We start from the raw sequence: 24,136 nt of genomic DNA, 5'->3' as shown, positions 1-24,136 counted from the left end.
CTTTGCTGGCGAGTGCGCGAGTACCAGCGTTCACGCGCTGCGATGAGGGGGTGTGATCCAGACTGGAATCCTGCACCTGGGCAGGGGTCGTCAGTGGCGGATTGAGGTCCAATATACACAAAGTGCTGGTCATCGGCGTGCACCCACTTTCGGCTTGTCGCTGGTGCGCCTGAGCCTGCGAACGTCATCGATCGAGAACATCGGGGTGTCGTTCTGGTGGATCCAGTAGTTGACGATCCGGCCGTCGTGACGCCAGCCCCGCGGCTGCAGGCGGTGGGTGTCGCGCCAGTGGTAGAACGTCGACTTGGCAACGGGCTCACCGAGTTCGCGCATCACCTTGAAGATCTGACTGGCCGGCATCAGGTACTTGCCGACGTCGTTGAGCAGCTGCTGTTCGAGTACGCGGGTGTCGTGGTCGACCTTGCATCGTGGGCAGGTGATGCGGTCGACGATGGGTGAGTCAGGGTCGGTGTCGTTCTGGCGTGGCGCGTACAGCGGGATGCCGCAGGTTTGTGGTTCACCTCGAGGGCCATCACCGATGGGGGTGGGGCAGGGTCCTCGATATGCGGGTGGCACACGGGGGTTGATGACGGTCAGGGCTCGGCTGATGGTGGTGTGAATCTCGTTGGCGCACATAGCCGCGTCTTCGTGATTCATGATCGACAGGTAGTTCGCCGACAGCCATCGCGAGAGATCCTGGGTGGTGGGGTTGTATCCGGCGGCGGGTAGCCGGCGGATGCCGCGCTTGGGTAGTGGGCCGATGAAGTCGTGGGGGACTGCATCGATGGGCCAGAAGCCGACGCCGTTGGTGTCGCACAGGTCGCGGACCCAGCGCATGCACACGGTGCGCAGCTCGTCGTAGAGCCCGTGGGCCCAGCTGTTGAACGGGACGGGCGATTCTTCCTCGTCCTCGGTGACCTTGCGTCGGGGTGGGCTGACGGTCTGAGCGAGGGCGGTGAGCTTGAGGGCTGACTCGCCGAGTCGTGTTGCGAGCCAGGGGACGAGGCTCAGATCGTGCAGGAGGGCTTGACCACAGTTGGTGCAGAGGAACGCATCAGCTCGGCCGCCGCACTTCCGGCATGGGGTCACGCGCATAGCTCCTTCGGCCAGGCCACCACATCGAGCCCTGCGTGGTGGCGATCCTTGATCTCGAACGGCAGAGTCCATCCGAGCTTGAGTGCGCCCATCGCGGCCATGGTCAGCGCGTCGGCGCAGTCGTCGTTGGGGATGCGGATGTTGGGCCACTGGTCACGCACACAGGCCAGAACGAGCTTCTTGTCGGCGTTGCCAGAGCCGGTGGCCCACTTTGCTCGGGTCTTCGGATTGCACACGGCGACCTCGGTGTCTCGGGCACGAAGTGCCGAGTACAGGCCACCCCAGAGGACGCACCGGTCACGGAAGCTCGGCAGGAGCCTGACGTGTGACGGCAGGTCTTCCATGACCACGAGGCCTGTGGCCCGCGGGATCTTGCTCAGCACGAGGCGTGTCTGGCTGACGATGCGGTTGCTGCGGTCGTCCCAGCTCGCCGAGTCCTTGCCGGGATGTCCAACTGACAGCAGCTGCGCGACGTAGGCCATTTCGACGTATCCGTCGGACGGGATGTGCATCCGGGTCTCCTGGCGTAGCACCGCGATTCCGCAGCTGGTGAGTGATGGGTCCAGGCCCACGATGGTGCTCACAGTGGCACCACGGAGCGGATCAGGTCGTGGACGCATGTCAGGCGCTCGTGACAGCCGCCGCACTCGATGTGGTGGCCGGCGAAGCGCTCGAAGACGGCGCGGTGCCGATCGACAGATGCGTCGAAGCACTTGCGGCAGAGCAGGTACAACCGGCCGGTGTCACAGGTGGCGGGGTCGTCTTCCATGTGGAAGTACCTCGCTCGGAGGTCAGCCGATGCGTCACAACTCTCGACGTCGCAGGCCGGGGACGTGTCGACCGATGGCAGGTCCAGGTCGACGGGGGACTCGGTGGGAGCGGTCATGATTCGTCCTCTCGCTCGGACTTGCCGCCGATGGCGGCCCGGACCATGGCCATGCCGCGAGCAGCGCGCTCGTCGTCGGCCGGGTCGTGGGAGCACAATCGGCCGGCGCGGTAGCCGTCCTCGTCGCACAGGTCGCAGTTGGCGATCGCCAACGCACGGGTCTCGGCAGCGGTGCGGGCCGCTTCGGATCGCGCCAGGCCCTCACGCCGAGACTGGCCGAGGTCCCACGCTTCGCGGTCTTGCCGTGCGACGCCGCAGGCTCGGCACGGGGCGTCGGTCGGTTCGTGGATGTGCTTCGGGCAGCGGGGCGGTGGGGGTCGTTGCTCAGCTCGCCCGTCGTGTCGGTGTCGGCCTCGCGCGTACGCGACCCCCCAACCCAACCACCTACAGACGTAACCTCTCCCACTCCCTCTCCCACTCCCGGGGGTTCCGAAACGGTTTCGGAAGGGTTAGACGGTTCGGGAACGGTTTGCACAACGGTTTCAGAACCGTTGTGGGAACGGTTCTCTGACGGTTCGATGGGATCGATCTCGTCAGCCACCTTCGTGGCCTCCGCTCGACGCAACCGCCTCAGCTCGACCGCCAGCTCGTGACGCAGCTTCTCCGAGGCGACCATGGTGGCGCAGCGCAGAGCGTTCTTGAGGATGTTCGGGTAGCGGGTGATGTCGCTCTGACGCATGTACGAGCGCACGAACACCTCATCGGTGTCCTCGTCGACGAACACGAAACGGGCGGCTTCCAGCTCCTTCAGATCGGACCAGACGTCCTCGCTGGTGATCGAGTCACAACCCTTGGCCCACTTGGCGACCTGGAGCGGCTGAATGCCCGCGCGGTCGAGCTCCTTCTGGCTGAGGAGCTGACCGTACGTGGTCTGTGCGGTGCGGCTGATGGCGCGGAAGTCCTTGTCGCGCCAGATCGATTCTTTGAGCATTCCTGCAGAGTTGGCCATCAGGTACCAGTCCCTTCGAAGTCGAGCGTGGCGGCCTGCAGCCGCGTCCGTAGCGACAGGTCGAGGTACTCGCGGTTGATGTCGATGCCGACGTACTTCCGCCCATGGCGGGCTGCTGCGAGTCCCGTGGTGCCACTTCCGCTGAACGGGTCGAGGACAGTGCCGCGGGGTTTGCATCCGGCCTGGATGCATCGTTCGGCCAGAGTCACCGGCATGGTGGCGAAGTGTGCGCCCGGAAACGGTTGCGTTGCAATGGTCCACACATCACCCGGGTTGCGACCGCGTGGATGAGCGGCGGTGTGCCGTTCCCCCGTGGGGCCACCATTAGTTTGCGGATTCGCGCCTGGCGGCGTGGCCTCTGGCCGACCCCATCGACGCGCGATGGAGTTCTCTTTGTTGACGCCACCAGACCTAGATCGGCGGGAGAGATCACGGTCGCCGTCGTACTGCACCCGAATAGCGTCGAGGTCAAAGAAGTAGCGTGACGATTTTGTCAACAGAAAGACGTGCTCGTGCCGCTTACTGAGCCGATCTGTAATGCTCTCCGGCATACCGTTCGCCTTTGACCAGATGACGTCGTTGCGCAGAATCCAGCCGTCGTCCTGGAGCGCGAACGCGACGCGCCAGGGAATGCCGAATAGGTTTTTCGCAGGTGGGCCACCAGGGCGAATGGCGCCGGTGCGTGACGCCGAGTGCCTGAACGCGTCGGCCGCTCGCTGTTTCGTATGGAAGTCGTCGCGATGGGGGTTGTGCCCCTGGTTGCCCCAAGACCCGGCATAGCTGTCACCGAGGTTCAACCAGAGTGTTCCGTCGTCGGCAAGCACACGACGCAGCTCGGAGAACAACGCTCGCAACGTCTCGGCATACTCGATGGGCGACTCTTCGAGCCCGTATTGCCCATCGACGCCGTAGTCCCGAAGTCCGAAGTATGGCGGGCTGGTGACGATGCAATCGACAGATTGCGCCGGCAGCTCGCGCGCGACGGCGAGCGCATCGCCGAGGTAGAGGGTCGCGGAGTCGTCTCGGTAGTGCAGGCTCATGTCGGCGCGTCCTCCCACACCACACCGCACCCACAGATGACAGCGGGTGGCTGGGCACCGTTGAGCCGGGATCTCTGCCAGTGGCGGAGGGCCCAACGGTGCCAGCACATTTCGAGGTAGGCGATCACGCGTCGGGCTCCCTGTCCTCGTCGCGATCGCAGATCCAGCACGGCTCAGTGGTCATGAGCCATCCGCCAGGGTGATCTTGATGCGAGGGCTCGCGAGCAGACCTTTAGCCCGGGCTCGGTACTCGTGGGCGTACTGGCTGGGCCACGCGGCGGACGTGCCAGAGTTGTTGTGCATGACTTCGGCGACCGTCTCGATCAAGTCGCCGCGCTCCTCGATCTTGTCGATCAGGTCGAGTCCTCGACCTCGGACCAATTCGCCGAGACCTTCAGCGCCGTCAGTCCACTGGCGTTCGCCGCCCAGCTCTTCGTCTGAGACCTGACCGAACCAGTCGCGCACGAAGTTGCCGTGGTCGGCGTCGGTGATGTCAGGTGCGGGTAGCGGGCCGTTCTTGGTGAACTCACGAATGGCATCTGCTGCGCGTGGAATCCAGTAGTGCTGCGCCGTGACCCAGTCATCGGAGTCGGCAGCGCTGTTCGCTGCAGTCCTGGGGCCCTGGTTGTTTCGGCCTCCCCACATCGCCTTGGCGACGGCCTCCAGGTGGGGCGCGCTCACTGGATCTGCCCGATCCAGTCGACCGTGCCGTCACGCTTCTCGACAACCAAACGCCACGGGGTGACGGGGGCCTTACCCAGGTCGAAGAAGGTCGACCGTGTTCCGAAGAGCGAGTCGAGTGTCGACAGGCAGCGGTCACGGCGCGCGTATCCCTCACCCTGAGCCAGGGTCGAGCCGTTCCTGGCCTTCGCCCGCCAGTACCAATCGGCCATCCCTGGCCCAGCGATGACGCCGGAGTAGACAACAATGGTGCCGCGCGTGATCTTGCCCGCGGGATTGTCGTGGACGATCACGCTTCATCACCACCGTCGGAGAACATCGCTGCCTTGCGCTCCTCGCCGTTCGGCTGCTCGTCGTCACCTGGCAGCTCGGGCACCGAGACGAGGCCCATGGCGTCGCCGAGCGTCTGGGGCTCGTCGCCCTCGCCGTCGGTCCTGGTCTCGTCGTCGGCGTCGAACAGGCCCGGCTGCTTCTCGTCGACGATCGGTACCTTGCCCTGCTCGTACATCGAGACCTGGCACATGTCGACGACCATGCGGGGCTCGCCGTCCACCTGGTCGAGGTGGACCTTCTTGCACCATGCCTTGACGACGTAGGTGCGGTATTCGCCGTACTCGGGCGGATCGTCGAGGGCGTACTCGCTCATGCCGCCGACGATCTTCACCTTGGCCGCTTTGACGAGCGGGTGCGGGTTGCGACGGCCAGGTTTTCGGGTGCTTCAGTAATGTGTCCCATGGTGTTTCAGTCCTTGGTGTTGTCGGAGGCAGGGGATTAGTTCTGAGCGTCTTTGGCCTGGGCGTCCTCGAGGAGCATGTTCTCGACCGTCTCGACCAGGACTCCCTCTGCTTGAAGGCCGCCCAGCGTGGTGATGAGGTCTGCGACTTCGTCACGGGTAAGGGTTCGGATGTCGGTGACGGGCTCCGCCCGGTTGACCGTCCTGTTGATCACGACGTACCTGGCAGCCCAGTTGTTGGTCTCGAGGTTGGCATCAGCGAATAGTCGGTCAAGCTCGTCGGCCTGCTTCTTCGTCGGCTTGGCTGGTGCCTTGACCTGCGTGGTGTCCTGTTTCTCGACCGAATCCGAGGTGGCCTCAGGGCCGACGCCAAGTGCGTTTCGCAGTCCGTCGACGCCACTCTCGTTGCGGACCCGACGAATGGGCGTTGGCTGGTCTTCGAGTTCGAGTTCCTCGCGGCTGTACGGAATACCGAGCAGCACCTCGGGGGCGATCTTGCGGCACACCTCGGTTGCAGCTTTGGCGTACAGCATTGCCTGAGGGTCGCTCTCGTACTTCTTGTTGGTGAGGTAGCCGGCCTTTCGGGCACGGGCGATGTCCCATGTCGACGCTTCCTCGATCCCAGTCTTCAGGTCGACGGCCTTGACGGTCACGGACTCATCGGTGGAAGAGACGGTCTGCACCGCGTACCCGCGGGTCTTGACCAGAGCGACCATCGTCCGGGCGTAGATGGCTGGCTTGCCGTGAACAACGAAGATCTGCTGGATCGACTGAATGGGGGACAGGCCCAGTTCGGCGCCGTACAGAATCGCGACGGTCGCGTTGCCAGCCTTGCGCTTGTAGTCCACTGGGGCCAGATCAGACGCGGCGAGCGCCTCACCGAGCTGGCTGGCGGCCTGCATGGCGGCGGCCTGTTCAGCCAGCTGCGAGATGGCGCCGCTGCTGATCGGGTTTTGCTGGGCGGGAAGGGTTGTGATCTCGGTGCTCTGTTCGATTGTCATGCTGCGACGCCTTTCGTAAGGAGGGATTGCGGGTCGATCTTCGGATTCGGGTAGAGCGCAACGGAGTCGCCACGGGCTGGACGACGATCCGCGATTCGTTGGTCGCCGACGACGGCGTAGTGGCTGCTGCCCATCGCGTCGAGCAGGCGGGTCTTGAGGCCCTGCTCGCGCTTCTTCGCCGCCTTGAGAGCGGCGTTGGTCGCGAGGTAATCGGCGGCGAGCTCCGGGTCGATCGGCGCGTCGGTGTCGTCAATGTCGGGGTGCAGTGCCTTGACGGTCTCGTAGCAGCTGATCGAGTCATCGAGAGGCGGACGGACCAGCTCAGTCAGTGACGTCATCCACTGCTGGCAGCGCTCGATGATGGCGGTCGCGATCTGCTGGTCGTACTCGATGACGTAGATCTTCGGCTTGCCGTACTGGGGCCAGAGGACGATGTTGGCGGGGTCGGTCCACCCGGTGATCAGTTGCTGGGTGATGACCTGGGCGGTGTAGTCCTGCGGGACAATGCCTGACCCGTCGTCGCCCCACTCCAAGAGGTCACGCGCGGTCTTCACTTCGACGACCCGGCGGAGGCTGCCACGGACGCCGCGGCGATCGACAGTCGCGAGGTTGGCGAACGGCAGCGCGGGGTTGCTCGTCTGGACCTCACCCCGCGAGATGAGCCATCCGGGGTTCTTGTACTTCCAGTACTCGGCGGCCGCCATCTCGGCTGCGTGGCCGTAGTCAAAGTCGTCCTGCTGGGCGTCCTTGATCGGCGTCTGCTCGACTATGCCGGCCATCTCGTGCCACAACGTGAATTGCGACTTGAACCGCGAGACGCCAAGGATAGATGGCACTTTCGACGGCGTGATCAGCTTGAGCCATTCAGCTGACCCGGGCGGAATGAACGTCACTGGGTGTCCTCTTCGTTGGTGGGATGGGCTTCGACGATGTGAATGACGCGAGCCCAGGGGATGTAGTGCGAGGCGGTCTCGGTGACGACGTAGACGACGTTTGGGTCCTCCATCAGCACCTCGCCGTTAATGGGTTCCTGCTTGCCGCCGACGCCCTTCTCGTAGAGCACCTGGCCCCTCATGACGCGAGTCCGTACTTCAGGCCAAGCGCGGTGTTCTGGTCCGCCTTCTCTACGGCTGTGGCCCAGGGGTCCAGGTGGTCGCCGTAGTGCTGGGACCAGCGGAGCCAGTTGATATCTGCTTCGTCGGCTTCGATCCCGAGCGAGACGATCAGGTCGCGGATGCTCAGCTCGTTCATGAACCGGCGTTGGATCGTGGTGTCGATCAGGCCTAGCTCCCAGAGCGCCATACCCTCAAGCGAGCTGGGCTGGTCGTCGTACACGTAGTAGCGCTCGCCGCCGAGGGGCACGCGGTAGTAGCGGTGGGGTTCACGGGCGGCGACCTCGCGCACCTTGGTGACGATGTCGGCGGCCGTGATGGTGGTCTCGGTCATTTGCGTCGACTCCTGGCTGCTTTGCGGAACTCGTCCGCGTTGGGGCAGTTGCGAAAGTGGGCCTGGTACACGGGAAGTCCCGCGTAGCGCATGCCGAGTGCCTGGCCCTTGCGGAGCACCACAGCTGTCGGCAGGGGACCGTCGCGGCCACGAGTCGGCGGGGCCTCGGTGATCGCGAGGTTGCCGTCGGGGACCGGGGCAACGTCGACGGGCATCTTCTCGGAGCGGTCGGTGGACACGAAGAAGATGCGGGCCTTGCAGCCGCGGCATCGGGTGATCGACCGCGGGTTCGGAATGAAGGCGTCCTGGGCGCTCATGACGCCTCCGCCAGCCACCGGATACGGCTCCGGTATCGCAGGACGTGGCGCTCCGAAATGCGGAGTCGAAGGCCGATCTCGCGTGCCGAATGACCCTGCTCAGTGAGTCGACGAACCGCCTCGGTTCGTTCGGTAGTGGTGATTTCAACGCGGCGCCCGGCCATTGCGCGCTCGATGGCGAACTCGTCAACGATCTCGTCACCTTGCGGTGTGCGGTACACCCAGTCCTGAACCATGTGCACTGAGCAGAATGGTCCGCCGCCGCTCTTCCGCCGTGGCCGGTCGCAACGAATGCACTGCATCACTCATCACCGCCCCGCGAGCAGACGACGATCTTGGCGCCGACGAGATCGGCTTCAGTGATGTGGCCCTCGGCGAGGAGCCAGTCGATGACTTCCTGGACGGTGTCAGCTCTGGCCATTGGTGACCACCTCCGGCGCGAGATCATGCTGGCCGACGAGGTAGACCATCTTGGTCATGCCGTCGTGGCTGTACTCGAGGTAGAGCGTGGGTGCGGCGCTGCGCTCGGCCAGGCTGTATCGGTCGTAGGACACGACAGTCCAGGCGTATCCGTCAGGCGCGGGGATCGCTTCGGCGACCTCGGTGAGGTTCATGAGCGTCCCTTGCGGTTCAGCTCGTCGAGCGCCTTGTCGATGACGTCGGAGACGTCCTCGCCCATCTCCTGCACGTTGAGGTCCCAGTCGACGCCGTAGAGCGTGACGCGGACCCGACCGCCGCCGATGAACGTGATCGTGGCGTCGATGAGCTGCTCGGCACAACGGGCCTGCAGATCGAGCAGGAGCTGGCCGGCCTTCATGCGCTCGCGGTCGAGCTGGGCCTGGCCGGCCTTCCGAACGCTGTCGGCGAGGTTGCCGTAGCGGGCCTGGGTGGTGGTCATCGGATCTCACCCCGGTCGACCTCGGTGACCTCGTAGCGGTCAAAGTCCTCGTCGGCCTTCTTGTCTCGACGGCAGGCGATGACGAGCGCGGACAGCGCTACGAGCACCACCATCGCGAGCACGAAGTAGATGCCGAAGACATCTGCGTTATCGTGGTTAATCACTGGGACTCCTTGTCAGTCCTTCTCGGGAACCCGTCGAGCTGGCACTCGGCGGGTTCGTTTTCTTGGTTGGTCCCCGCGCCGCCAACCCCAGGCGGCGCGGAAGTCATGCAGAGCGCCGATCGGGCGTCTGTCGTAGTGCGCGCATGAAGCGGTCAATGTCGTCGCGGTGGATCTTGTAGACGCCGCCCCGTTTGCGTTGTGTCGCAGGCAATTCCCGCGATGCGCACCAGTCGCTGACTGTGCGCGGGTGTGGGCTGGTGTGGGTGCCGGGGCCTTCCCAGCCCATGTAGCGAGCGGCACCCTCGATCGAGAGGTATGGAGAGTCGGTCATGACGCCGCCTTTACTGGGTGCCCGTTGCGGTTGGTGACTGCCAAGTCGTCAATCACTTCGGCCAAAAAAGAGAGCCGGGCGGGGCGTTCAGAACCTTCTCGATCTTGGGGCCTACCGCAGGCTTGCAGTAGGTACGCGCGCCGCGTCGGAGGTGCGCAATAACCGAGACGCTGACCCCAACTTTCTCGGCGAGGGAGCGGTTCGATTCTTCTCGAAAGACCATGTACTGGTCGAGGACTTGGTGGCTGATGAGCTTCACCAGGAGCCTCCTGTGGCTTGTTGTCATGTTGACTTCCTCACGGTAACCGAGTGATTGATGACTGTCCAGCTGTCAATCAATGTAACCGGTAGCGGTTACCGGCGCAATCGGAAAGGCTGGGCCTGACGTGCAGGTCAGGAAACTACATGCGCGTAGTTTGTAACTGGGTCAGTTACTCTCCCACTATTCGAACAGGCTGAAAAACAGGGAGCGTCCGTAACCGTGAGCGCACTTTCCGACCTACTCAACCGACGCCGCGGCGACCGCAGCGTGCGGGAGATCGGCCGCGCTGCCACCAACTACGGGGTGGGCGAGAGCACCGTCATTCCGTACTTCAGTGGCAAGCACGGCACCCGACCTCCAGAGAAGGTCTTGGCTGCGCTCGCGGCGGTGCTGGATATCCGGATCGAGGAGCTGCGTGAAGCAGCCGGCAAGCCAGTCGGGGAGCGGGAACCATACCGCCCGCCCGAGGAGGCGAACCTTCTCGATCAGCGCCAGCGCCGCGCCGTAGACGAGCTGATCCGCAGCATCGTCGCGTCGCGAGGAGCTACTGATGCCGAAGACCTACAAACGCCTGCGCCGGCACCGCGAACACCGGGCGAAGCGAACGAAGACCAGGAGGCTCGGCGCAAGGGCTTGACCTTGATACCCGGCGATCAAGGCGAGGACCTTGCCGAGGACGAGGACCCGCCGTTCCCTGAGGACTGGGAAGAGCGCGGCGCAGCGTACCGGCCGAAGATCGACGATGCGGGATACACGGAGCAACCGCCAGACTGAATAACAATCGTGTTATTCGGTTGTCCCACAACGATTGTCGTAGGTGTCCGATATGAATTCGGCCCATGACGACCGGGACTATGCCAAGTCAGCGATGGCACCCTTGGCGCACGCTACGCACGAGGTACCCGGAGGTCCGGGTGATCACCACGGTCAGGCTCCCGAAGGGTCTGCACGGGTACCGGGAGGGGGCCACCATCTGGATCAGCTCAGCGCTCAACCAGCGCCAACGACGCTGCGCCCTGACGCACGAGCTGTTCCACTACGAACGGGCCGCGTTCCCGATCACCCACGCCGAGGAACTCATCGTCCGCAGGCTCACCGCGTGCCAGCTCATCACGATCGACGAACTGGCCGCCGCGTTCCGCTGGCGCCACGACAGCTGCGAGCAGATGGCCGAGGAGCTGTGGGTGACCCGGGACATCCTGGCCGACCGGCTGCACTTCCTGGATCCGATCGAAGTGGCCGAGCTCGAGGACGCGCTGGGCGACGACTGGACGCAGGGGGCGTTGTGACAGACCTCGATCGCCAGATACTCGAATTCGGAGGGGAAGTGGTGGAGGTATGCCGGCAACAAAGAGGCGGCGATCCGCGACCAGTTCGGATGGGGCCCCATTCGGTACGCGCAACGTCTCAACGCAGTATTAGATGATCCCGAAGCTCACGCACACGATCCCCACCTGGTGAAACGTCTTCGTCGGATACGAGACGGCCGAGAGGCGGCCAGGCGACAGAGGAGAGACCTACGATGACCGGCCCGTACAACCCGCCACCGCAAGGCCCCCAATGGAACCAGGGGCCACCACCGGTTACGGACGCCATGATCAACGCAGAGCTGGAACGCCAGCGACGTCGTAACAAACGCCTCCTGATCGGGGGTAGCTGCGTTGCGCTGGTCGTGATCATCGGTCTGGTGGTAGCTGTCGTGATGCTGGCGGCGAGCAACTCGGGCTCGAAATCGGCCGGCGCAAGCCGCACTTTCCAGACGTACACGCCACCCGCGGCCGCCGAGACGACCGCCGCTCGGACGACAGCGCCTTCTCCGACTAGACCGGTTCGCGGTCTCGGCGAGGTCATCACGCTGACTGGTGACGGCACCGAAATTCTCGACTACGCCGTTACGTCAATTGAGGTCGACGGCGACTGCACTGACTCGTACGTCAGTGAGCCCAAGAATGGGCATCTGATCGTCGTGACCCTGGATGTGCAGACCACGGCGAACTACACCGAGGACTACGCGTCAATACTCGACCCTCAGGACTTCGCGATCGTCGGCCCGGACGGCGTGACCGAGACCGGCAACTGGACTGTGTCGTCTTATGGCTGCACGAACAATCAGGTGCCTGATGGCTTCTCGCCCAGCTCGAAGTACACGTACAAGATTGCGCTCGACTCCAAGAACACCTCGGGCACGTTGCGGTACGAGATCGGCAACGCCTCGTCGAGCTGGACGTTCTGAGGTTCAGCCATGGCCAGCATCCAGTCCTACTCAACGGCGAAGGGGAAGCGGTACCGCGTCCGGTATCGCAAGCCTGACGGCACGCAGACCGACCGCCGCGGCTTTCTCACGAAGAAGGCGGCCGAGGCATGGGCGGCAGACAACCTCCTGAAGCTGATGCAGGGGACGTGGATTGATCCGCTGGCCGGCCGGGTGACGGTAGGGGAGCTGGGCGAGAAGTGGGTGGCCCGGCAGTCCGGGCTCAAGCCGTCGGCGCGCAAACCCATCTCAATCGCGTGGCGGCATCGGGTGGAGCCTCGGTGGGGTGATGTGTCGATCGGCGAGATCCGGCCAACCGAGGTGCAGGACTGGCTGTCGACGCTGAAGAAGATGCCGCGCAAGGAGACGGCGGCCGAGGACCTCGAGCCGCTGGCCGCGACCGGCGTGATCTACGCGCACCAGGTGCTTCACGGCATCCTGGCCGATGCGGTCCGAGATCGACTGATCGGCATGAACCCGGCCGACGGGATGGATTTGCCGCGCAAGGGGTCCAAGCGCAAGCTCTACCTCACGCACGAGCAGCTGCACGCGTTCGCCGAGGCGATCGAGCAGACGTCCATCGACGCTGAGGCCCGCGCGGTCCTGGCCCTCACGCTCGGCTACACGGGCATCCGGTGGGGTGAGGCGACAGGTCTGCGGGTGCGCGGTGTGAACGCGCTCCGCAAGCGTTTGGTGGTTCGGGACAACGCGGTCGAGGTCGACGGCACGATCATCGAGGGCACCACGAAAAGTCACCGCGAGCGCACCGTGCCGGTGCCGGCCTTTCTGATGGGCCGCATCGCCGCACTGTGCGAGGGCAAGGGGCCCCACGAGTTGGTGTGGTCGAAGGATGGGAAGCACCTGCCGTTGCCGCCGTACACCCGCGGTTGGTGGCAGCAGTCGATCATCGCGGCCGGCCTTCCCCGGTTCACCCCGCATGATCTGCGCCACACTGCAGCGTCTCTCGCGGTCCAAGCCGGGGCCAATGTGAAGGCGATTCAGAAGATGCTCGGGCACTCGTCGGCGGCGATGACGCTCGATGTGTACGCCGATCTTTTCGACGATGATCTCGATGATGTGGCGAATCGTTTGGATTCAGCCGTGGGCATTATGTGGGCAAAACGGGCTGAGTGACTGGCTGACCTGCATGAAAGCCGGGGTTCAAGTCCCCCCTCGCGCACCACAGATCTTTGCGCCGGCTGCCGCCGGAGTTTCGTACGCAAACGTCGGCGTCGTCGTAACTGACGCAGATCCGCGGCGAATTGGTTCGAGGCGTACGCGTTGCCGATAGACAGGGCGGCTCCTCCATGTCCGAAATCCACGTCCACAGGTGACCGCCCCGCCGGGCTTGAGACTAGCACCGATTCGAACGTATGGTCGAACCATGAAGACGGCCGGAATCGGAGGAGACAGCGGGCAACCGCGCCGTCCGGCCTTTGTGAGGGTCGGGCATATGGCGGTGACGGTTGACCTGATCACGCTGTACGCCTACCAACCCCACCACTCGGGGTCCTATCACCCCGACGGACTCCAATTCCGGAAGAAGACGATGGGAGTGCTCACCGAGTGGGGCATGACCGAATGGGGTGAATGGTTCGGCAAGGTCACCTACACCATCCCGGCCAAGGGGAGAGAGGAGAAGGTGACCCATTGGGTTCCTGGATGGGCGCTTCGACCGGCGGAAGGGGTTGTCGGCGAACGTGATCCGTGAGTCTTCTGGCCGGCGACGTCGCGCGACGGCCTGACTGCCGTGGCGTCGGCAGTCGGTCCGCGTTGTCTCTCGCAGACAACGACACGATGTCGCTGGACTCACGCGGGCAGCTCCACTGATGTGTCGCACAGCGACAACATCTCTCGGACATGTCGCGACTGCCACGGATTGAGCACCAGGCGTCGGCTGAGCTGTGGTGTGACGTCGATCGCCACCGGGAACGAAACCGCCGGCACGGATCGTTTGCCCCACAGACCAAAAAGTGCAGTCTTCGAAAGGTGTTTGTTGTGAGTCCGTTTCCGCCCCCGCCGCCATGGACGAGTGGATTCCGTGCACTCAACAGACCTGAGCCCGAACGGAAGAACAGTGGAGACAAGAACGGCGGCGACAAGTGGGAGTGGCTCATCCTCGCCGCGATCTTGGCGGTTGTCGTTCTAATACTCGTCCTGAAGTAGCCGTCGACACGTAACTCCCGGCTGCCAGAGCAGTCCGCATAACCTCCGGAAAAATAGACGAGCGGTTGGCACCTGTGGGTGCCAACCGCTCGCGTGGTCTCTGCCGCTACTTGGTGTAGAGGCCCTCGATCTCGTCGGCGTGGGAGTCATGGATGACGTTGCGCTTGAGCTTGAGGGTGGGCGTCAACTCGCCCGTCTCGATGGTGAAGTCGTTCTCGATGATCCGGAACTTCTTGATGGCCTCGGCCTTTGACACCTGGTCGTTTGCGGTTTTGATGGCCACGTCGATGTCGGCGATCAACGTCTTGTTATCGACGAGATCCGCGACCGCGGTGTCGGCGGGGAGGTTGTTGCGCTCGAGCCAACCGGGCAATGCTTCGGGGTCAAGGGTGACCAGAGCGGCGATGAAGGGCTTGTTGTCACCGACGACCAGCGCCTGACTGACCAGCGGATGCGCGCGGATCGCATCTTCCATCTGCGCGGGGGAGACGTTCTTGCCGCCGGCGGTGACGATGAGTTCCTTCTTGCGGCCGGTGATCGACAGGTAGCCGTCATCAAGCGTCCCGATGTCACCGGTGTGGAACCAGCCATCCTTGATGGCCTCGGCCGTGGCCTGCTCGTTCTTCCAGTACCCGCCGAAGACCACGGGGCCCTTCAGTAGCACCTCGCCGTCGTCGGCAATGGCGACCGATTGTCCGTACACCGGACGGCCGACTGTTCCGATGCGTTGTGCGCCTTCGGCATTGACCGTGACGGCAGCGGTGGTCTCACTCAGGCCGTAGCCTCGTAGATGGGGATTCCGATGCCCCGGAAGAAGTGTCCGAGTCGGGCGCCGAGGGCGGCCCCGCCGGAGACTGCGCTTGTGCACTCGCCACCGAGCGCCGCGCGGAGCTTGGAATAGACGAGCACGTCGAACACCTTGTGCTTGGCCTTGAGGACCAGCCCGGCTCCGCCGTTCTCCAGTGCCTTCGAGTACTCGATGGCGGTGTCGGTGGCAGCCCCGAAGATCTTGCCCTTGCCGCCGTCCTCGGCCTTCTGCTTGGCGCTGTTGTACACCTTTTCGAACACGCGGGGGACCGACAGGAGGTAGCTGGGCTTGAAGGCCGCAAGATCATCGAGGAGTGTCGGCCCCACGGTGGTGTGGCCGAGCTGAACGAGGTGCACGATCGAGGCGACCGAGATGATCCGGGCGAACACGTGCGCGAGCGGCAGGAACAGCAGGGTCGAACTGCCTTCGGACATCAGGTCGCCGAGTGTGACACGCACGCCGTGGCATTCGTGCAGGAAGTTCGCGTGGGTGAGTGCGACGCCCTTGGGCTTGCCCGTGGTTCCGGATGTGTAGACCAGAGTGGCGATGTCGCTCGACAGGGTGTTGGCGAGACGCTGATCGAGCTCGGAATCGTCAACGGACTCGCCACGGCGAACGAGCTCGTCGATGGCACCTTCGTCGATCACCAGGATCTCTTTGAGATCCGCACTATCGGCGAGTACCGAGCTGTGTTGCTGCTTCTGGGCGGATGTTTCGACCAACAGCAGGGAGGTCTCGGAGTTCTCGACGATGTACTGCACCTGCGACGGGGCGGAGGTCTCGTAGATGGCGACCGTGGTTCCCGCGGCGCGCCACACGGCGTAGTCGAGGACTGTCCACTCGTAGCGGGTGGCCGAGCAGATCGAGACCCGGTCGCCGTGCTTGATGCCGGACGCGATCAAACCCTTGGCAACCTTGTCCACCAGGTCGGCGAACTCCTTTGTGGTGATCGGAGTCCAGGAGCCGTCGTCACCGCGACGCTTGAACAGCCCCTTGGTCGGTGACTCGTCGCGGTGCCGCAACATCGAGTCAACGATGGACGCCTTTTCCGGAACGACGAAGTCGGACGGCACTGAAACTTCTTGCACAAGGGCCTCCTGCGGCAGGGGAGTGTCGGAGAGGCGGGTAACCGAGGCACTCGGAACCCGTCAACTGTGGGTTAGGTTACCTTTCGAACCTACTCGTCAGTAGGGCACCCTGACAGCGATTCCCCTGCGGCGGGGTTTTGTCGTGCGAATAACGGATTTGAGCTGTTCACGGCTACAGTAGGTAGTAATGACAGACAGTATTGATGGGCCCCCCGTGCGTGACGCGGCCCTTTTAAGCGAAGACACCGTAACGTTCGCCGACCTCGGGATGGATCCCCGAGTGTTGCAGGCACTCACGGACGTGGGCTACGAGACCCCCTCTCCGATCCAGGCGGCAACCATCCCGCCTCTGCTCGAAGGTCGCGACGTGGTCGGTCTGGCACAGACCGGCACCGGTAAGACCGCTGCATTCGCCGTTCCGATCCTTTCGGGCATCGACTCGTCGGCGCGCAAACCGAAGGCGCTCATCCTGGCTCCGACGCGTGAACTCGCGCTGCAGGTGGCCGAGGCGTTCGGCCGCTACTCGGCACATCTGCCCGGTGTGAAGGTGCTGCCGATCTATGGCGGTCAGAGCTACACCGTGCAGCTGTCGGGACTTCGCCGTGGCGCACAGATCATCGTCGGAACGCCTGGCCGTGTCATCGACCACCTCGACAAGGGCACCCTCGACATCTCCGAGTTGGACTACCTCGTCCTCGACGAGGCCGACGAGATGCTGAACATGGGTTTCGCCGAAGACGTCGAGCGCATCCTGCGCGATACGCCGGAGTCCAAGCAGGTGGCGTTGTTCTCGGCCACCATGCCCAAGACGATCGGCCGGCTGTCGCAGAAGTACCTCAAGAATCCGGTCGAGGTCACGATGAAGGCCAAGACCGGTACCGCGTCGAACATCACGCAGCGGTATCTCCAGGTCTCTCACCAGCGCAAATTGGATGCGCTGACCCGTGTCCTCGAGGTCGAGCAGTTCGACGCGATGATCGTGTTCGTACGCACCAAGCAAGCCACCGAAGACCTGGCCGAGCGGCTGCGGTCGCGTGGGTTCTCGGCAGCTGCAATCAACGGCGACATCGCTCAGGCGCAGCGTGAGCGCACCATCGCGCAGCTGAAGAACGGGCAGGTCGACATCCTCGTGGCCACCGACGTGGCTGCGCGCGGTCTCGACGTCGACCGGATCTCGCACGTCCTGAACTACGACATCCCGCACGACACCGAGGCGTACGTGCACCGGATCGGGCGCACCGGCCGGGCGGGTCGATCGGGCACTGCACTGTTGTTCGTCTCGCCCCGTGAGCGGCATCTGCTCCGGGCCATCGAGAAGGCCACCCGTCAGCCACTCGACGAGATCGGGTTGCCCAGCGTCGACGATGTCAACGCGCAGCGGGTCACCAAGTTCGCCGAATCGATCACCCAGAATCTGAGTTCGGACAACCTCGACCTCTTCCGCAAGCTGATCGAGGACTACGCCCGCGAGAACGACGTGACGATGGCTGACATCGCCGCCGCGCTGGCTCTCGAGACGCGGGACGGCGGGTTCCTGATGTCGCCGGATCCGCCCGCAGGCGAGCGCAAGGAACGCGACCGCAAGGAGCGTTCAGAGCGCTCCGGTCGCGGCGGTGACGTGGAGTTCGCGACGTACCGTCTCGCAGTCGGCCGGCAGAACAACGTGACCCCGGGAGCGATCGTGGGTGCCATCGCCAACGAGGGCGGCTTGTCCCGCGGCGACTTCGGTCACATCAGCATCCGCAACGACCACTCACTCGTCGAACTGCCCCGCAACCTGGATCGCGAGACGCTGACACGGCTTCGCGGCACGCGGATCAGCGGGGTGCCCATCGGCATCAAGAAGGACGACGGCGCACCGCGTCAGCAACGTTCTTCCTCGTCCTCCGCGCGTGGCGGCAGTGGAAAGTCGTTCAGCCGTGACCGTCGCGGATCGCAGAAGGTCGCCGGCCGCGCTCGGCCCTGATAATCGCTGATCACACGCCTGACCTGCTTGTCTCACTCGCCTACACCATGACCTGTGAGCTGCGCAAATCTCGACTGGAACATCACGTCGACGGCCAGTAATATCCGGCATCGGCATGACCTCTGCGGGAATCGTGTTCAATTCCCGGCCACCCTCTCGTAACGCCTGCGTTGCGGGCGGCGACGTACCAGAGGGACGAGAAGCAGAAAGCATTAGGAAACGGTGATGAGTCCAGTAGCGATGGCTGATCCGATCTCGGCACAAGACGCGGCCGAGCATCGTGATCGCGGCGAAGCAGTTGTAGTCGACATGCGGCCTCAGGTGGTCCGGCACCAGGGCAGTCTGCCCGGAGCTGTGGTGGTGGAGCCGAGCGAGCTCACCACCGCATTCAGTCCCGACTCCGACAAGCGAATACCTGCCATCCGCGGGCTGGACACCGAAATCGATGTGGTCTCGGTCAATTCCCAAGCTGCCCGCATCGCCCAGCAGATCGCCGCGATGGGGTACACCAACGTCCACTATGTCGACGGTGGATTCAGGGCGCTGCAGTCAGCCCTCCCGCGCTGACCGTTCGCTTTACATGCCACCGAGATCTGTCCGGGGCAAACGACGCTCAAATTGTGAAGCTCGTGGCCGCAACGGGTAGCGTTCACGTGAACAAGAGTGTCAACCTGAGGCTGAACTCGAGGACGTGATGACCGAATCGGTGCCCGGCGACGACCGGCGTGCGCGAGTGCTGCGCCTGCTGCAGTTCCTGCACGAGCTGATTCGCGCCAAATCCACGGTCATCCGTGATGTGTCGGACCACGCTGCGACGGTCTGGCTCGGAGACGACCACAACATCCCGATCATCCGTGACGCCGCAGTCGGCCAGGTGATCGTGGAGATCGCTCGCGACAACACCTTGCAGAGCAGCGGATACGACGCGCTGGCCCAGGCCATCGACGAACTCGCTGAACGCCCCGAGTCGCTCGAACTGGTCATCGCGTCCGGACTGCTCACCGTGCAATCACCGGTATCGATCCGCGAGCACCTTGTCACTCAGGCGGTCGTCGCCGAACACGATCACGCCGCGGGCATCATCCGGGTGACACTTGCGGGCGAATCGCAACCCGAGTTGCACGCAGGACACCTTCTCACCGGTGTCGACGGTTTTGACCTGGCTGGTTCGGCCGACCTGGCCGAGCAACTCGCAACCACGCGGTCCCCGGTCGCCGATTCCATCGAGAAGTTCTTCAGCAAATGGCGTCGCGCGGTGGTCGACGACCCGGCGTCGGTCTCGGTCGACCTCGCGCCGGCCCTGGTGCTGCGCCGCCGTGGCTCAGCACCGCTGCTCGACTACTACGAGGCCATGATGGCCGCCGTTCGCGACGAAAAGAACGACATCCCGATCGGCCTGGCGCAACTGGTCGAGCCTGTCGAAGCCTCCGAGCGTGTGCTGCGATTGCACGAGAGCGGCGCGATGTCGGCGGAGGAACTGGTCGAGGACGCTCTGTACCCGTTGCCGTCGAACGTCGAGCAACGAGACATCCTGGCTCAGCTGGGACTCGACAGTGGTGTTGTGGTCGAGGGCCCACCCGGCACCGGCAAGACGCACACGATCGCCAACCTGATGTCTGCACTGCTGGCCAAAGGGCAGCGCGTGTTGGTGGTCTCGGAAAAGGCTCAGGCGCTGCATGTCTTGCGGGACAAACTGCCCGCCGAATTGCAGGAACTCGCGGTATCGATCACCGACGTGACCAAGGACGGTTCGCAGTCGCTCATCGACAGCGTGGAAGCAATCGCGAACCGCAAGGGCAGTTTCCAGTCCCGGGTCGCGACGAGCGAGATCAAGAACGTGCGGTCCAAACGGGATCAGGCGCGGGCCAAGCGGGAGCAGATCCTTCGCGAGATCTGGCAACTGCGCGAGTCGGAGACAGAGAAGCACGAGTGGGTCGCCGCTGGATACAGCGGGACGGCGGCCGAGATCGTCCGTCAGTGCAATGACGTTGCCGCGGAGTATGATTGGCTTCCCGGGCCACTACACAGCGCCATCTCGCCACTGGAACCGAGCGAGTTCGAACGGCTCTTGGATCTCCTCCGCAAGCGTGGCAAGAACTGGTCTGACCGACTGGCCCAGCATCTGCCCGACCTCGACGACGTGCTGCCCGACACCGTCGAGCTCGAACGGATCTGCACGCGCGTCCGTGACCGTCCGTCGGAGGAAATGGTCGGCAGCGGTTCGCTCCTGGCAATTCTCGCCGACGTCGACAGCGCCCGCCTGCTCCGGGTGAAGACTCGGTGTGACCGGCTCGGTGCCGCCGTCCGTGAGGTGCGCACCTTCCCGCCGCATCTGCAGCAGATGGCGCAACGGCTGCTCTCTGGCGAGGCGTCGTACCTGTGGAACAGGGTGACGGCGCTGTCCGAGGTGATCGACGACGCGACCGAACGTGACAAGAGGATCGGCACCCACACGGTCGAGGCGAGCGGCGCGAACACCGGTGACTCGTTGGTGTTCGAGAAGGCTACCGACTACCTCGATGCAGGTGGTCAGTGGCGCGGTCGCTTCCGGAAGGCGCCCGAGCAGAAAGCGGTCGAAGAGCTGCCGGGACAGTATCTGGTGGACGGCCGGCCTCCGACCGACGCCGCATCGATGCGCCTGGTCGCCGACCACCTCGGTGTACTGGACGCCGTCGCACGCGTACAGGCGATCCTGGCCGAGGTGAACGTACCGATGGACACCACCGGTACCCGCTCGGTTCAGCTCGGCCGACTGGTACAGCTCGACGGTCAGCTCGCCTGGGTGTCCGAATTGCTCACCGGTCGCGACCAATTGGTCCGGGAACTCAACGCGATCAGTCCCGGGGGTCCGCGACCGAAGAGCATCGACGAAGTCGAGGAGGTCGCCCGGCAGGCCGGTGCCATCGCCGCCGCCAACGACGGCACGTTGGCCCGTCGTGAACTCGACGACATCGCCCGCGCGCTCTCCACCGAGATCGAGAAGGGCCCCTCGCCTGAAGGCGATGCGCTTCTCGCTGCGGTGCGTGCCGCCGACCCAGACGCCATCCTGGAAACCCGTCGCGCCTGGCACACCGCAAGTGCCGAGCGGGAAAGCCAGGGCGCGCTTGATCTGCTGGAGCTTCGGCTCAAGCAGAAGGCGCCCGCTCTCGTGAAGCTTCTCGAGGAAACAGCAGACGACCCGGTCTGGGACGAGCGACTGGCCGAGTTGGACGCCGCGTGGTCGTGGCGACGGGCCTATCAATGGGCGCAGGACCGCAGCGACCCCCAACGGGAGACGCGGCTCGAAGCCGACCTCGACGAGGTCGAGGCAGACATCACCCACTTCACCGCCCGGCTCGCCGCCGCGTGTGCCTGGCGCGAATGTCTCGAGCACATGACGGTTAGTCAGGTGCAGGCACTGCAGTCCTACCGCGATCACATCACCAACATCGGCAAGGGTTCGGGCAAGCACGCCGAGCGGTTCAGGCTCGCGGCCCGATCCGCCATGGCGCAGGCACAGACCGCAGTCCCGGCGTGGATCATGCCGATCTCCCAGGTCCTCAGTTCCGTTGCGCCGGCGCAGAATTCGTTCGACGTGGTCATCGTGGACGAAGCGAGCCAGGCGGACATATCAAGTCTGTTCCTGCTGTGGCTGGCGCCGCGGGTGATCGTGGTGGGCGACGACCGTCAATGTGCACCCGGAGGTTTCGGTGGTTCCGGGATGGACGAGGTGTTCACCAAACTCGACACCTACCTGCCGGACATCCCGCAGTACATGCGGGACAGTCTCACGCCGCGGTCGAGTCTGTTCTCGATGCTCCGGACGCGATTCGGACATGTGGTCCGGCTTCGCGAGCACTTCCGGTCGATGCCCGAGATCATCGAGTTCTCCAGCCGGCAGTTCTACCCCGATTCGCCACTGATCCCGGTACGTCAATTCGGTGCGGACCGTCTGGCGCCGTTGCGTACCCACTTCGTCGAAGGCGCACGCAGTGCAGGATCGAACTCGTCGCTGGTCAATGCCGACGAGGCCGGTGCATTGGTGGGACTGCTGGCCGGATGCATCGAGGACCCGCGGTACGACGGGATGTCATTCGGGGTGGTGGTGCTGCAGGGCCAACGTCAGGTGGAGCTGATCTCGCAGGCCCTCCGTGAGGCGCTGGATCCGCAGGTCTGGCGTGACCGCAATCTGCGCGTCGGAACACCCCCGGACTTCCAGGGAGACGAACGGCACGTCATCTTCTTGTCGATGGTGGTCTGTCCCGACACCAATGTGAACGCGTTGACGCGCAGCGAGTCCCAGCGACGCATCAACGTCGCGGCGTCACGGGCCATGGAGCAACTCTGGCTTGTGCATTCTGTACAACCCGACGACCTCAAGGCCAACGATCTCCGGTACTCGCTGCTGACCTACATGCAGAAAACCGAAGGCGCGCTGGTGGACCCGGTCCCCACCAAGGTCAGCACCACGTCTCGTACCGAACCGTTCGATTCGCTGTTCGAGCAGCAGATCTTTGTCGAACTGGTGGATCGCGGGTACTACGTGAACCCCAAGGTGGTGGTGAACAACCGGACGATCGATCTGGTGGTCACCGGTAGCGACGCACGGCTGGCCGTGGAGTGCGACGGCGACGAGTTCACCAGCACCCCGGAGCAGGCCCGCGCAGACATGGAACGGGAACGGGAGCTCCGCCGGTGCGGATGGCGTTTCTGGAGGGTTCGCGAGTCGGAGTACCTGCTCGACCCGATACATGCCCTCGACGGTCTGTGGGACGAACTCGAACGGCGAGGGGTGCAGCCGAACTCGGTCGGTCCGGACTTGGCGGGCCAGGAGTCTGCTGAGCCCTGGACTCCGGTGACCTTATCCGGCGCGGACTAGGCGTCGTCTGCGATCACGTTCAGTAGCGCGGGCAGCCCGACCGCCGCGGTGGTCTGAAGGAAATAGGTGACGTTGCGGCTCAACGGCGTTGGCTCAGGGTTGATCTCGATCACCGGTATTCCCGCGGCCAGTGCGCGTTCGGGGAGTGATGCTGCCGGATACACCATGTTCGACGTGCCCACCACGATGAGGAGATCGCAACCGGCGCTCGCGTCTGCGGCACGCTCCCACGCGTCCTGGGGCAGCGACTCGCCGAACCAGACCACTCCGGGTCGGACAGGGGAGAGGCAATTGGGGCAGATGGGCGGCTCCACCCGGAGGGACTCGGTGGCGCTGTCAGGATCGGCGTCGGTACCGGCGTAGGGCAGTCCACAATGCGAGCACCGGGGTTCGAAGAGGCTGCCGTGCAGATGGGCGGTCACTTCGCTGCCGGCCCGTTCGTGTAGATCGTCGACGTTCTGGGTGACCACCATCACCGTTCTGCGCCGGGCCCACTCGGCCACCGCATGATGCCCGGGGTTGGGAAACGCACGCCGCACGAGATGAGCACGCCATTGGTACCAGGCCCACACGAGAGCCGGGTCGTCCGACCACGCTTCCGGGGTGGCCAGCGTGGTCGGGTCGAAACGCTCCCACAGGCCCGTCTCGGCGTCGCGAAACGTCGGTACATCACTCTCGGCGGACATCCCCGCGCCGGAGCACACGGTCACCCATTCGGCGCCTCGCACCAACGCCACCAGATCGCTGTCCAGGTGGAGGTCACTCATCGGCGGCGTGGTCTTTCAGCTGTGCGCGCAAGATTGCCGCAGTCCCGGGAAGATCATTGTCACGCCTGGTCAGGAGGCCTTTTGCCAAGGTCAACTTGTCGCCGTAATGCCTCGGGACCACATGCAGATGTGAATGAAACACGGTCTGGAATGCGGCGCGACCATCGTTGACCAGCAAATTCACGCCGTCGGCGGCAATCGCGGATGCTCGCTGAGCGGCTGCCACGAGCTGGCCGGCCCGGAACAGTCTGGCGCCCTGTTCGGGTTCGAGTTCCGAGAGGTCGGCGGCGTGGCGCTTGGGCACCAGCAGAGTGTGGCCGGGCCGGACCGGGCGGATGTCGAGGAACCCCAAGATCTCGGAGTCCTCGTAGACGACGTGGGCCGGGGACGTCCTGGCGACGATGGCGCAGAAGATGCACTCGTTCATGC

The 24,136-nt window shown here is 64.3% G+C and carries 31 protein-coding genes and 1 pseudogene; 10 read left to right on the top strand and 22 right to left on the bottom strand.

Going from position 1 to position 24,136, the window contains the following annotated elements; all coding sequences use genetic code 11:
* Positions 1–129: 129 nt before the first annotated feature.
* From W823_RS48785 to W823_RS48705, 19 genes are all read right to left on the bottom strand, one after another.
* Positions 130–1,089, bottom strand: coding sequence for a hypothetical protein (locus tag W823_RS48785; RefSeq protein ID WP_152538119.1), 960 nt, complete (start codon positions 1,087–1,089; stop codon positions 130–132).
* The gene (locus W823_RS48780; RefSeq protein ID WP_023960549.1) at positions 1,086–1,679 is read right to left on the bottom strand and encodes a hypothetical protein; all 594 of its coding nucleotides are present in this window, start codon (positions 1,677–1,679) and stop codon (positions 1,086–1,088) included. The genes W823_RS48785 and W823_RS48780 overlap by 4 nt, the downstream gene beginning before the upstream one ends.
* Complete coding sequence (locus tag W823_RS48775; RefSeq protein ID WP_023960547.1) at positions 1,676–1,981, bottom strand: hypothetical protein; 306 nt, start codon at positions 1,979–1,981, stop codon at positions 1,676–1,678. The genes W823_RS48780 and W823_RS48775 overlap by 4 nt, the downstream gene beginning before the upstream one ends.
* Positions 1,978–2,133, bottom strand: a complete 156-nt coding sequence (locus W823_RS58200) for a hypothetical protein (protein ID WP_161634032.1) — start codon at positions 2,131–2,133, stop codon at positions 1,978–1,980. The genes W823_RS48775 and W823_RS58200 overlap by 4 nt, the downstream gene beginning before the upstream one ends.
* 796 nt (positions 2,134–2,929) lie before the next feature.
* Positions 2,930–3,970, bottom strand: coding sequence for a site-specific DNA-methyltransferase (locus W823_RS48765; RefSeq protein ID WP_023960545.1), 1,041 nt, complete (start codon positions 3,968–3,970; stop codon positions 2,930–2,932).
* A gap of 180 nt (positions 3,971–4,150) precedes the next feature.
* Positions 4,151–4,651: a hypothetical protein gene (locus W823_RS48760; protein ID WP_023960543.1), complete on the bottom strand. Its 501-nt coding sequence runs from the start codon at positions 4,649–4,651 to the stop codon at positions 4,151–4,153.
* Positions 4,648–4,944 (bottom strand): YegP family protein, encoded by a 297-nt coding sequence (locus W823_RS48755; protein ID WP_023960541.1) that lies wholly within the window; start codon positions 4,942–4,944, stop codon positions 4,648–4,650. The genes W823_RS48760 and W823_RS48755 overlap by 4 nt, the downstream gene beginning before the upstream one ends.
* Entirely contained in the window at positions 4,941–5,297 is a 357-nt protein-coding gene (locus tag W823_RS56760; protein WP_152538118.1) for a hypothetical protein, read from the bottom strand. Before W823_RS56760 ends, W823_RS48755 begins: the two co-directional genes overlap by 4 nt.
* Positions 5,298–5,422: 125 nt before the next feature.
* Entirely contained in the window at positions 5,423–6,385 is a 963-nt protein-coding gene (locus W823_RS48750) for a hypothetical protein (protein WP_023960537.1), read from the bottom strand.
* The gene (locus W823_RS48745) at positions 6,382–7,278 is read right to left on the bottom strand and encodes a YqaJ viral recombinase family protein (RefSeq protein ID WP_023960535.1); all 897 of its coding nucleotides are present in this window, start codon (positions 7,276–7,278) and stop codon (positions 6,382–6,384) included. The genes W823_RS48750 and W823_RS48745 overlap by 4 nt, the downstream gene beginning before the upstream one ends.
* Positions 7,275–7,460: a hypothetical protein gene (locus tag W823_RS48740; protein ID WP_023960533.1), complete on the bottom strand. Its 186-nt coding sequence runs from the start codon at positions 7,458–7,460 to the stop codon at positions 7,275–7,277. Before W823_RS48740 ends, W823_RS48745 begins: the two co-directional genes overlap by 4 nt.
* Positions 7,457–7,831 carry a hypothetical protein gene (locus W823_RS48735; RefSeq protein WP_023960531.1) on the bottom strand — a complete coding sequence of 125 codons (375 nt, stop codon included), beginning with the start codon at positions 7,829–7,831 and terminating at the stop codon, positions 7,457–7,459. The genes W823_RS48740 and W823_RS48735 overlap by 4 nt, the downstream gene beginning before the upstream one ends.
* Positions 7,828–8,148, bottom strand: a complete 321-nt coding sequence (locus W823_RS48730) for a hypothetical protein (RefSeq protein ID WP_023960529.1) — start codon at positions 8,146–8,148, stop codon at positions 7,828–7,830. The genes W823_RS48735 and W823_RS48730 overlap by 4 nt, the downstream gene beginning before the upstream one ends.
* Positions 8,145–8,384: a hypothetical protein gene (locus tag W823_RS48725; RefSeq protein ID WP_152538117.1), complete on the bottom strand. Its 240-nt coding sequence runs from the start codon at positions 8,382–8,384 to the stop codon at positions 8,145–8,147. The genes W823_RS48730 and W823_RS48725 overlap by 4 nt, the downstream gene beginning before the upstream one ends.
* A gap of 171 nt (positions 8,385–8,555) precedes the next feature.
* Complete coding sequence (locus tag W823_RS48720; protein ID WP_023960523.1) at positions 8,556–8,762, bottom strand: hypothetical protein; 207 nt, start codon at positions 8,760–8,762, stop codon at positions 8,556–8,558.
* The gene (locus W823_RS48715; protein WP_023960521.1) at positions 8,759–9,046 is read right to left on the bottom strand and encodes a hypothetical protein; all 288 of its coding nucleotides are present in this window, start codon (positions 9,044–9,046) and stop codon (positions 8,759–8,761) included. Before W823_RS48715 ends, W823_RS48720 begins: the two co-directional genes overlap by 4 nt.
* Complete coding sequence (locus tag W823_RS58195) at positions 9,043–9,210, bottom strand: hypothetical protein (RefSeq protein WP_023960519.1); 168 nt, start codon at positions 9,208–9,210, stop codon at positions 9,043–9,045. Before W823_RS58195 ends, W823_RS48715 begins: the two co-directional genes overlap by 4 nt.
* A gap of 103 nt (positions 9,211–9,313) precedes the next feature.
* Entirely contained in the window at positions 9,314–9,541 is a 228-nt protein-coding gene (locus W823_RS48710) for a helix-turn-helix domain-containing protein (RefSeq protein ID WP_023960517.1), read from the bottom strand.
* A 52-nt stretch (positions 9,542–9,593) separates the two neighbouring features.
* Entirely contained in the window at positions 9,594–9,800 is a 207-nt protein-coding gene (locus W823_RS48705; protein WP_152538116.1) for a helix-turn-helix transcriptional regulator, read from the bottom strand.
* Positions 9,801–10,022: 222 nt separating this feature from the next.
* Between W823_RS48705 and W823_RS48700 the strand changes: the two genes are divergently transcribed.
* From W823_RS48700 to W823_RS58190, 7 genes are all read left to right on the top strand, one after another.
* Positions 10,023–10,577 (top strand): hypothetical protein, encoded by a 555-nt coding sequence (locus W823_RS48700; protein ID WP_023960513.1) that lies wholly within the window; start codon positions 10,023–10,025, stop codon positions 10,575–10,577.
* A 140-nt stretch (positions 10,578–10,717) separates the two neighbouring features.
* Entirely contained in the window at positions 10,718–11,092 is a 375-nt protein-coding gene (locus W823_RS48695; RefSeq protein ID WP_051406617.1) for a hypothetical protein, read from the top strand.
* Between the two features lie 9 nt (positions 11,093–11,101).
* On the top strand, positions 11,102–11,329 hold the full coding sequence (locus W823_RS57410; protein ID WP_081729867.1) for a DUF3263 domain-containing protein: 228 nt from the start codon (positions 11,102–11,104) through the stop codon (positions 11,327–11,329).
* Positions 11,326–12,036, top strand: a complete 711-nt coding sequence (locus tag W823_RS48690) for a hypothetical protein (protein WP_152538115.1) — start codon at positions 11,326–11,328, stop codon at positions 12,034–12,036. Before W823_RS57410 ends, W823_RS48690 begins: the two co-directional genes overlap by 4 nt.
* Positions 12,037–12,045: 9 nt before the next feature.
* Positions 12,046–13,188, top strand: coding sequence for a site-specific integrase (locus W823_RS48685; RefSeq protein ID WP_023960507.1), 1,143 nt, complete (start codon positions 12,046–12,048; stop codon positions 13,186–13,188).
* A 250-nt stretch (positions 13,189–13,438) separates the two neighbouring features.
* Entirely contained in the window at positions 13,439–13,765 is a 327-nt protein-coding gene (locus W823_RS48680; RefSeq protein ID WP_023960505.1) for a hypothetical protein, read from the top strand.
* A 287-nt stretch (positions 13,766–14,052) separates the two neighbouring features.
* Positions 14,053–14,220, top strand: coding sequence for a hypothetical protein (locus tag W823_RS58190; protein ID WP_161634031.1), 168 nt, complete (start codon positions 14,053–14,055; stop codon positions 14,218–14,220).
* Between the two features lie 106 nt (positions 14,221–14,326).
* On the opposite strand, the pseudogene W823_RS48675 reads toward W823_RS58190, so the two are convergent.
* Positions 14,327–16,116, bottom strand: a pseudogene (locus W823_RS48675) (long-chain fatty acid--CoA ligase).
* 187 nt (positions 16,117–16,303) lie between these two features.
* Here W823_RS48675 and W823_RS48670 point away from each other — a divergent pair.
* The 3 genes from W823_RS48670 to W823_RS48660 all read left to right on the top strand — a co-directional run bounded on the left by W823_RS48670 (position 16,304) and on the right by W823_RS48660 (position 22,940).
* Positions 16,304–18,082, top strand: coding sequence for a DEAD/DEAH box helicase (locus tag W823_RS48670; RefSeq protein ID WP_031332837.1), 1,779 nt, complete (start codon positions 16,304–16,306; stop codon positions 18,080–18,082).
* Positions 18,083–18,307: 225 nt separating this feature from the next.
* A complete protein-coding gene (locus W823_RS48665) occupies positions 18,308–18,649 on the top strand; it encodes a rhodanese-like domain-containing protein (RefSeq protein WP_023960499.1) in 342 nt (113 codons plus the stop codon).
* Positions 18,650–18,776: 127 nt separating this feature from the next.
* Positions 18,777–22,940 carry an AAA domain-containing protein gene (locus W823_RS48660; protein ID WP_023960497.1) on the top strand — a complete coding sequence of 1,388 codons (4,164 nt, stop codon included), beginning with the start codon at positions 18,777–18,779 and terminating at the stop codon, positions 22,938–22,940.
* Here W823_RS48660 and W823_RS48655 read toward each other — a convergent pair.
* Both W823_RS48655 and W823_RS48650 read right to left on the bottom strand, forming a co-directional pair.
* Entirely contained in the window at positions 22,937–23,707 is a 771-nt protein-coding gene (locus W823_RS48655) for an NAD-dependent deacylase (RefSeq protein WP_023960495.1), read from the bottom strand. The genes W823_RS48660 and W823_RS48655 overlap by 4 nt on opposite strands.
* Positions 23,700–24,134 (bottom strand): HIT family protein, encoded by a 435-nt coding sequence (locus W823_RS48650; protein WP_023960493.1) that lies wholly within the window; start codon positions 24,132–24,134, stop codon positions 23,700–23,702. The genes W823_RS48655 and W823_RS48650 overlap by 8 nt, the downstream gene beginning before the upstream one ends.
* Between the last annotated feature and the right edge of the window lie 2 nt (positions 24,135–24,136).

This window comes from Williamsia sp. D3 (assembly GCF_000506245.1).
GTDB classification, from domain to species: Bacteria; Actinomycetota; Actinomycetes; order Mycobacteriales; family Mycobacteriaceae; genus Williamsia; species Williamsia muralis.
The sequence above is the reverse complement of the archived record's forward strand: the minus strand, read 5'-3'. Positions and strand labels throughout refer to the sequence as shown.

Bases quoted from the DNA above. Each gene is read 5' to 3' on its own strand.
- W823_RS48690 (WP_152538115.1), top strand. From the start codon at position 11,326: ATGACCGGCCCGTACAACCCGCCACCGCAAGGCCCCCAATGGAACCAG.
- W823_RS48715 (WP_023960521.1), bottom strand. From the start codon at position 9,046: ATGACCACCACCCAGGCCCGCTACGGCAACCTCGCCGACAGCGTTCGG.
- W823_RS48710 (WP_023960517.1), bottom strand. From the start codon at position 9,541: ATGACCGACTCTCCATACCTCTCGATCGAGGGTGCCGCTCGCTACATG.
- W823_RS56760 (WP_152538118.1), bottom strand. From the start codon at position 5,297: ATGAGCGAGTACGCCCTCGACGATCCGCCCGAGTACGGCGAATACCGC.
- W823_RS48720 (WP_023960523.1), bottom strand. From the start codon at position 8,762: ATGAACCTCACCGAGGTCGCCGAAGCGATCCCCGCGCCTGACGGATAC.
- W823_RS48775 (WP_023960547.1), bottom strand. From the start codon at position 1,981: ATGACCGCTCCCACCGAGTCCCCCGTCGACCTGGACCTGCCATCGGTC.
- W823_RS48655 (WP_023960495.1), bottom strand. From the start codon at position 23,707: ATGAGTGACCTCCACCTGGACAGCGATCTGGTGGCGTTGGTGCGAGGC.
- W823_RS48665 (WP_023960499.1), top strand. From the start codon at position 18,308: ATGAGTCCAGTAGCGATGGCTGATCCGATCTCGGCACAAGACGCGGCC.
- W823_RS48730 (WP_023960529.1), bottom strand. From the start codon at position 8,148: ATGAGCGCCCAGGACGCCTTCATTCCGAACCCGCGGTCGATCACCCGA.
- W823_RS48685 (WP_023960507.1), top strand. From the start codon at position 12,046: ATGGCCAGCATCCAGTCCTACTCAACGGCGAAGGGGAAGCGGTACCGC.
- W823_RS48670 (WP_031332837.1), top strand. From the start codon at position 16,304: ATGACAGACAGTATTGATGGGCCCCCCGTGCGTGACGCGGCCCTTTTA.
- W823_RS48765 (WP_023960545.1), bottom strand. From the start codon at position 3,970: ATGAGCCTGCACTACCGAGACGACTCCGCGACCCTCTACCTCGGCGAT.
- W823_RS48680 (WP_023960505.1), top strand. From the start codon at position 13,439: ATGAAGACGGCCGGAATCGGAGGAGACAGCGGGCAACCGCGCCGTCCG.
- W823_RS48735 (WP_023960531.1), bottom strand. From the start codon at position 7,831: ATGACCGAGACCACCATCACGGCCGCCGACATCGTCACCAAGGTGCGC.
- W823_RS48650 (WP_023960493.1), bottom strand. From the start codon at position 24,134: ATGAACGAGTGCATCTTCTGCGCCATCGTCGCCAGGACGTCCCCGGCC.
- W823_RS48750 (WP_023960537.1), bottom strand. From the start codon at position 6,385: ATGACAATCGAACAGAGCACCGAGATCACAACCCTTCCCGCCCAGCAA.
- W823_RS48725 (WP_152538117.1), bottom strand. From the start codon at position 8,384: ATGGTTCAGGACTGGGTGTACCGCACACCGCAAGGTGACGAGATCGTT.
- W823_RS48660 (WP_023960497.1), top strand. From the start codon at position 18,777: ATGACCGAATCGGTGCCCGGCGACGACCGGCGTGCGCGAGTGCTGCGC.
- W823_RS48740 (WP_023960533.1), bottom strand. From the start codon at position 7,460: ATGAGGGGCCAGGTGCTCTACGAGAAGGGCGTCGGCGGCAAGCAGGAA.